General features: G+C 74.6%; 7 protein-coding genes. All 7 read right to left on the reverse strand.

Features of this window, described 5'->3' with window-relative positions:
* Positions 1–176: 176 nt before the first annotated feature.
* Complete coding sequence (locus tag ACIY1X_RS23080) at positions 177–1,139, reverse strand: type II secretion system F family protein (protein WP_399685144.1); 963 nt, start codon at positions 1,137–1,139, stop codon at positions 177–179.
* The gene (locus ACIY1X_RS23085; protein ID WP_399685146.1) at positions 1,132–2,442 is read right to left on the reverse strand and encodes a CpaF family protein; all 1,311 of its coding nucleotides are present in this window, start codon (positions 2,440–2,442) and stop codon (positions 1,132–1,134) included. The genes ACIY1X_RS23080 and ACIY1X_RS23085 overlap by 8 nt, the downstream gene beginning before the upstream one ends.
* 11 nt (positions 2,443–2,453) lie before the next feature.
* Positions 2,454–3,794, reverse strand: a complete 1,341-nt coding sequence (locus ACIY1X_RS23090; RefSeq protein ID WP_399685149.1) for a CpaE family protein — start codon at positions 3,792–3,794, stop codon at positions 2,454–2,456.
* On the reverse strand, positions 3,791–5,128 hold the full coding sequence (locus tag ACIY1X_RS23095) for a type II and III secretion system protein family protein (protein WP_399685151.1): 1,338 nt from the start codon (positions 5,126–5,128) through the stop codon (positions 3,791–3,793). Before ACIY1X_RS23095 ends, ACIY1X_RS23090 begins: the two co-directional genes overlap by 4 nt.
* 31 nt (positions 5,129–5,159) lie before the next feature.
* Entirely contained in the window at positions 5,160–6,140 is a 981-nt protein-coding gene (gene cpaB, locus ACIY1X_RS23100; protein ID WP_399685154.1) for a Flp pilus assembly protein CpaB, read from the reverse strand.
* 33 nt (positions 6,141–6,173) lie between these two features.
* Positions 6,174–6,605, reverse strand: a complete 432-nt coding sequence (locus ACIY1X_RS23105) for a TadE/TadG family type IV pilus assembly protein (RefSeq protein WP_399685156.1) — start codon at positions 6,603–6,605, stop codon at positions 6,174–6,176.
* Between the two features lie 2 nt (positions 6,606–6,607).
* Positions 6,608–7,010 (reverse strand): prepilin peptidase (locus ACIY1X_RS23110; RefSeq protein ID WP_399685158.1); only part of this gene is annotated, 403 nt, incomplete at its 5' end.

The raw sequence follows: 7,010 nt of genomic DNA on the forward strand, positions 1-7,010 counted from the left end.
CGCCGCGGCCGCCGTGGCGCGCGCCTCGCGCTCGATGGCGCGGCCGACCACCTCGCGCCCGCGCAGGCGCGCCACCTCGCGCCGCACGAGGGCGCCGGCCACCAGCAGCAGCGCGGCCAGGGCCAGCGCGGCGCTGAGCACGTAGAGGACGGTGGGGGACATGCGCTCGCCTCCCCTCAATCCAGCCGTGCCAGCCGGTACAGCAGCACGGCGCCCAGGAGCTGCAGCCCGCCGGCGCCGAAGAGCAGCATGCGGCCGGTCGGGTCCTGCCACATGCGGGTGAAGTAGGCCGCGTTGAGCGTGACGATCGCGAAGCCCACCGCCAGCGGCAGCAGGCCCAGGATCCAGGCCGACAGCCGCGTCTCGGACGACAGCGCCATCAGCTCCTGCTCGGCCTGCTCGCGGTCGCGCATGAAGTGGGCCACGCGCTCCAGCAGCAGATCGGCCCGGCCGCCATAGCGCACGCTCAGGCCGAGGATGGCGGCCAGCAGCGCCATCTCCTCGATGCGCACGGCGCGGGCGGTCTGGTGCAGCGCCTGGTCCAGCTCCACGCCGGCGCGCACCAGGCTGGCGGCGCGCTCCAGGTGCCCGCGCAGCGGCTCGGCCGTGTTGCCGACCGAGAGCTGGAAGGCGGCCTGGGTGGAGTTGCCGATGGTGATCAGGCGCACCATCGCGTCGATGAAGGGCGGCAGCTGCTGCGCCAGCCGGCGCCGCAGCCGCTGCACCGCCAGCCACAGCGCGAAGGCGCCGAGCGCCGTGCACAGCACGGCCGCGCCGGCGGCGGCCACCGGCCCGAAGGCGATGCCCGCGACCGCCACCGCCAGCAGCACGAGGGCCAGCCCGGCCAGCAGCCGGCCGGGCGCGACGGCGCCGTCGAGCCAGCCCGGCATCCAGCGCGCCGGCCGCCGCGCGGGGGCAGCAGCGGCCTGTGCCGGCGGCGCCGCTTCCGGCAGGTCGGCCAGCGCGCGCATCCAGGGCGCCGCGTCCTGCGGCAGCTGGTCGCCGGCGCGCAACTGGCGTTCGAGGTGCTCGCCGGCGCGCTGGCGTGCGCGCTCGCGTGCCGCCCATGCCCACAGCCACAGGGCCGCTGCCGCCAGCAGCGCCGCGGCGGCCAGCACCAGCAATTGGCGGTCAGCCACGCCGCTCCCCCGCCGCGCGCATCGCCTGGCGCAGGCGCGCGATCTTGGGCGAATGCGGGGCGATGCCCAGCGAGACCCAGCGGTCGCGGTCCGCACCGTCGGCGCCGTGCACCGGCTCGTGGCGGAACAATTCCTGCATCGCCACCACGTTGTCGTTGACGCCTGTGATCTCGGAGATCGACAGGATGCGCCGCTCGCCGCCGGGCAGGCGTCCGATCTGCACGATGAAGTCGATGGCGTTGGCGATCTGCCGGCGCAGGCTGACCTCGCTGCCCTGGTAGCCCGCGAAGCCGGCCAGCATCTCCAGCCGGTACAGGCACTCGCGCGGCGAGCTGGCGTGGATGGTGCCCATCGAGCCGTCGTGGCCGGTGCCCATCGCCTGCAGCATCTCGATCACCTCGGCGCCGCGCACCTCGCCGACGATGATGCGGTCCGGCCGCATGCGCAGGCTGTTGCGCAGCAGGTCGCGGATGGTCACCACGCCGGCGCCGTCGAAGCCGCCGGGGCGGCTTTCCAGCCGCACCACGTGCGAGTGCCCGAGCGCGAGCTCAGCGGTGTCCTCGATGGTCACCACGCGCTCGCTGTCGGGGATGAAGGTGGCCAGCGCGTTGAGCAGCGAGGTCTTGCCCGAGCTGGTGCCGCCGCTGACCAGCACGTTGCAGCGCGCGCGCACGGCCAGCTCCAGCAGCTGCGCGATGCCAGCGTCGAAGGTGCCGAGCTTGATCAGGTCGGCCGGCGTGAGCGGGTCCTTGCGGAACTTGCGGATCGACACCGACACGCCGTCGATGGCCAGCGGCTCGATGATGACGTTGATGCGCCCGCCGTCGGGCAGGCGCGCGTCGACCATCGGGTTGGCCTCGTCCAGCCGCCGCCCGATGGGCGCCAGGATGCGGCGCACGATGCGGATCACGTGCTCGTCGTCGGCGAAGCGCAGCGATTCGCGCTGCAGCATGCCGCGCCGCGACACGTACACGCTCTTGTGGCCGTTGATGAGGATGTCCTCCACCGCCGGGTCGGCCAGCAGGTCCTCCAGCGGGCCGAAGCCGGCCAGCTCCTTGGTCAGCGCATCGGCGATCAGCTGCGTCTCGCGCTCGTTGATCGGCACGCGCTGCATGCGCACGAAGCTCTCCAGCTCCAGCTCGACGAACTGCTGGATCGACTGGCGCGACCAGCGGCCGAACTCTGCCCCCAGCTCCTCGATGCGCGACAGCAGGTGGTCGTGCATCCAGGCCTTGATGTCCTGGAACTGCTGCGACTGGACGAACTTCTGGCCGTCGTCGGAAAACTCGATCTCTGCTTCCATCCCGATGGTCCTCAGGCCGTCCCGGCCCGTCCCAGCATCTTGTTCCTGAGGGCCTGCCACGCCCCGCCGCGGCGCTGCGCGGGGGGCGGCGGCGTGCTGCCGCCCTCGCGCAGGTCGCGCGCCAGCGCCTGCACGGCCTGCGTGTAGGGGTCGCTGCGCGCGGCATGCACCAGCATCTCGCCGCGGCCCGCGGCGGCCAGCAGCGCGGCGCGGCGCGCCGGCACCACGCGGGCCAGCGGCAGGCCCAGGCGCTGCGCGATGTCGGCTGCGGGCAGCCCGGCCTGCGGGTCGAACTGGTTGACCACCAGCGCCAGGCGCTGCGCCGGCAGGCCGCGCGCCTCCAGCTCGCGCAGCAGCGCGGCGGTGGACACCACGCCGCCGATGCTCTGGTCGCACACCACGAACACGCGGTCGGCGCTGCGCGCGGCGTGGGCGACGAACTCCACCGGCGAGAAGCCGCCCAGGTCGACGATCTGGAAGGCGAAGAAGTCGGTCAGGCGCCGGATCAGCGACACCGCGTCGGCATGGGAGATCTCGCGCATCTGCCCCAGCGCGGCCGGCAGCGGCAGCACCGCCGCGCCGCCGGCATGGCGCGCGAAGGCGCTCTGCACCAGCGTGCGGTCCAGGCGGCGCAGGTTGCGCACGCCGTCGACGAAGCTGAAGGCGTTGTCGATGTCGCAGTACAGCAGGCCGTCGCGCGCGGGCAGGCCCAGGTCGAGCAGCGCGACGCCGCGGTCCTCGTCGCCGGGCGCCGCCGCGGCCGTGGCGGCACGGCCGCGCCGCGGCGGCTCCGGCTGCTGCAGCAGCAGCGCCAGGCTGACGGCCAGCGTGGTCACGCCCAGGCCGGCGCGCGCCCCCAGCAGCGCCACCGTGCGGCCCTGCGGCGCGGCCTGCGCCGCAGGCTGCCGGGCCAGGACCTGCGCCACGGTATGCGCCGCGTCGTCCTCGCCGGCGTCCAGGTCGATGAAGTCGTGCACGCCGGCCCGCAGCGCCGCCAGCAGCGAGGCCGGCTGGCCGGCGCGGCCGATGCCGAGCACCGGCACGCCGGGCCAGCGCTGGGCCAGCGCCCGCGGCACGTCCTGCACCACCTCGGCGCTGCAGAAGTCGAGGAACACGGCATGCGGCCCGTGGCGCGCGATCTGCGCCTCCAGCGCCTGCGTGTCGGTCACCGCCGGCAGCACCCGGCCCTGGCGCAGCAGCGCGCGGGCCAGCCAGGCGCCGTGCGCGTCGTCGGCCGACACCAGCAGGTAGCGTTGCGGGCCGGCCTGCACCGGCTCGGCGCCGCCGCCGGGTTCGGTGTCGGGCGGCAGCATGTCGAAGCCGGTGGCGGGACGCAGGTGGGAGCGGCTCATTGCGAGAACCCCGGGACGGGGAAGATGGCGCTGCCAGACAGGATCTGGCCCCACACGGCCGGGTCGCGCCGCTCGTTCTGCTCGCCCGGCAGGTAGGGCTGCAGGTCGGTGCCGCGCGCCAGCGGCCTGACCAGGTGCGGCGTGACGACGATCACCAGTTCCTTCTCGCGCATCTGGAAGTCGTTCTGGCGGAACAGGCTGCCCAGCACCGGCACGTCGCCCAGCAGCGGCACCTTGTCGACGTTGGAGGTGGTCTGGCGGCTGACCAGCCCGCCGATGATGAAGCTCTCGCCGTCGCCCAGCTCGACCGTGGTGTCGGCGCGGCGGGTGGTGATGGCCGGCACCGGCGCGCCGTCGACGCTGACGCGGTTGGCGTAGTCCAGTTCGCTGGCCTCGGGCGCGACCTTCAGCGCGATGCGCTCGTTCGACAGCACGGTGGGCGTGACGGTCAGGCCGATGCCGTAGGGCTTGTATTCGATGGTGGTGGTGCCCAGCCCCTGCGCCACCGGGATCGGCAGCTCGCCGCCCGACAGGAAGCTGGCGCTCTGCCCCGACAGCGTGACCAGCGAGGGCTCGGCCAGCACCCGGGCCAGGCCGTCACCCTCCAGCAGGTTCAGCGTCAGCGTCAGGCCGCGGCCCTTGTTGGCCTTGCCGAAGCCCAGCGCCACCTGGAAGGCATCGGCCAGCGCGCCGCCCCCCAGGCTGCCGAAGCTGAAGCCGTGGCTGTTGGGCCCGTAGCTGGACAGGTTGACGCCCACCTGCTTGAGCAGGTTGCGGTTGAACTCGACGACCTTCACGTCCACCTGCACCGTGTGGCTGCGCACGTCGAGCACCGAGCGGTCGAGCAGCGGCGTCTTGTCGGCGTGGCGGGCCAGCGCGTCGGCGCGCGCGCCGGCCTGCGCGTCGCTGTCGGCGAAGCGGCCTTCGACCTGCGCCGTCGGGCGCTGCACCTCGATCCGGTAGGTGCGTGCGGCGGGGCGGTTGCGCTCCCACACCATCAGCGTGGTCTGGCCCGCGCCCCGGGCCGTGAGGATCAGCCGCGCCGCCGCGGTGCCGGCGCGCTGGCGCGAGACCGCCACGCTCGCCACCGTCTCGTCGGCGATCGCGATGCGCTCGACACCGGCGTCGAACAGCAGCTCGCGCTGGCTGCCGGCGCGCATGTCGATGCGCTCGGCCGCGTTCGGCAGGCGCTGCACGGCGAGCTGCGCCGCAGCAGGGGCCGGCTGCGTGCGCGCCTGCGTCTGCACCTGGGCCGGGGCCAGCAAGGGCAACAGCAGCAGCGCGGCGCCGGCGCGGCGGCAGCGAAGGAAGGGAAGGCTGCGATGGGATGTCATGAAAGGCACGGCGCGAGGCATCGGGTTCCGGCTAGTAGTGCAGCGTTTCGCGCTGCGCGCCGCGGAACACTTCGACCTCATGGCCCGACGGACCGGCGGCGACGCCCCGCACCTGCGGCGCGAGGCGCGGCGTCGGCGCCGCATGCGGCTGCGGCGCGCGGGCGCTGCCGCCTGCCGCCAGGTCGGCGGTGGCCAGGCCCGCCTGGGCGCGGTCGATGCCGGCCAGCGGCGGACGCGGCGGCGCCGGCGCGCGCACGGGCAGCGGCTGCAGCGCCGTGGGCAGCGGGGCGAACAGGTCCGCGTCCGGCACCGCCTCATCGTCGGGCCGGCGCAGCGCCAGCAGCAGGCGCGCGCTCGCGTCGCCCAGCGCCAGGCGGTTGACCTGGTCCACCGGCACCGCCAGCACCGCGGTGCGCGCCGGCTCCGGCCGCCCGGCATTGCCGCGCTGGCCGTTGCCGGCAGCAGCCGGTGCGCCGTCGACCGAGGCGCTGCCGAAGGCCAGCACCCGCATGCGCGGCAGCAGCAGGCGGGCCTGGCTGCGGTCCACGTCCTTGCCGTCGCTCTTGAGCACGAAGAACACGTCGACGAAGTCGCCCGGGCGCACCCGGTTGCCCACGCCCATCACCTCGTCGGCCTTGACGGCCACCGCGCGCTCGCCCGGCTCCAGCCGCAGCGCCAGGCCGGAGACGAGCTGGCTTTCGGTCAGCGGCGTGTTCTCCGCGATGTCGTACACCGGCACGCGGGCCACGGCGGCAGCGGTGTCGGCCAGCGCATCGGCGGGCTTGATGGGCAGCTGCACGACGCGCACCGCGTCCTGTGCGATCGGCTCGCCGGCCGGCAGCGGTTTGGCCGCGACGACCACGGCGTACTGGCGCGCGGCCGGCGCGCTGGCGGCGGCCGGTGCGCCGGCGGCGGGCGGCGGCGGCTTGCGCCCCAGCAGCCAGGCATAGCCGCCCAGCGCGAGGGCCAGCAGCAGGAGCGCGAGGGCGGCGATGCGGACGTAGCGGGACATGGATGGGAGGCTCGGGCGGCTCGGCGTGAAGGGTCAGAGGAGTTGCATCGGGCCGATCTGCACGACCGCCTCGCTGCTCAGCTGGGACGGCGTCGGCAGCGACAGCGGCCCCAGCAGGCGGGGGACGAGCGGTGCGGCCTGGTAGTCGTAGGTCACGCTGACCTGCAGGCAGCGCAGCGCGGCGTCGGACGCGCAGGCCTGCGCCACCGGCAGCGGCACGCTCACCGCGTCGACGCCGGCGATGTTGCGCAGCCAGTTCAGCGACTGCCCGGCGGCGCTCTGCGCGGCGGCGGCGCGCAGGGCCAGCGCTTCGTCCGCCGTGTCCGCGCGCTGGTAGCGCAGGGCCGCCCGCCCACCCTCGGCGGCGGCCAGCGACAGGGTGTGCTGCGCGCTGAAGATCAGCGCATAGGTGATGAGCCCGTAGAGGATGAGGAACAGCACCGGGAAGAGCAGGACGAACTCCACGCTCACCGAGCCGCGCTGGCCCAGGCCATCCAGGCCAGCGCCGCCGTGGCCAGGTGCGCGGCGTAGGGCACCTCGCGGCGCCGCTGGCGCACTGCCCCGGTCCACCGGCGCATCTGCATCAGGCCGATGGAATGCACGGCGGCCAGCAGGCTTGCACCGATCCATGTCCACAGCATTCCCTCCAGACCCAGCCACAGCGCGAGCGCGGCGGCGAATTTCACGTCCGCGGCGCCCATCAGGCCCGCGGCGTAGAACAACAGCAGAAAAACGAAGGTGGCGGCACAGGCCGAAAGTGCGTCGGCCCAGCCGATGTGCAAGGGCGTCGCCTGCAGGCCCAGCGCTGCGAGCGCAGCGAGCGCGCCCGCGATGACCAGGGCGTTGGGAACCCGCCTTTGGCGCCAGTCA

It is taken from the genome of Xenophilus sp., from assembly GCF_044462705.1.
Taxonomy (GTDB): domain Bacteria; phylum Pseudomonadota; class Gammaproteobacteria; order Burkholderiales; family Burkholderiaceae_C; genus Xenophilus; species Xenophilus azovorans.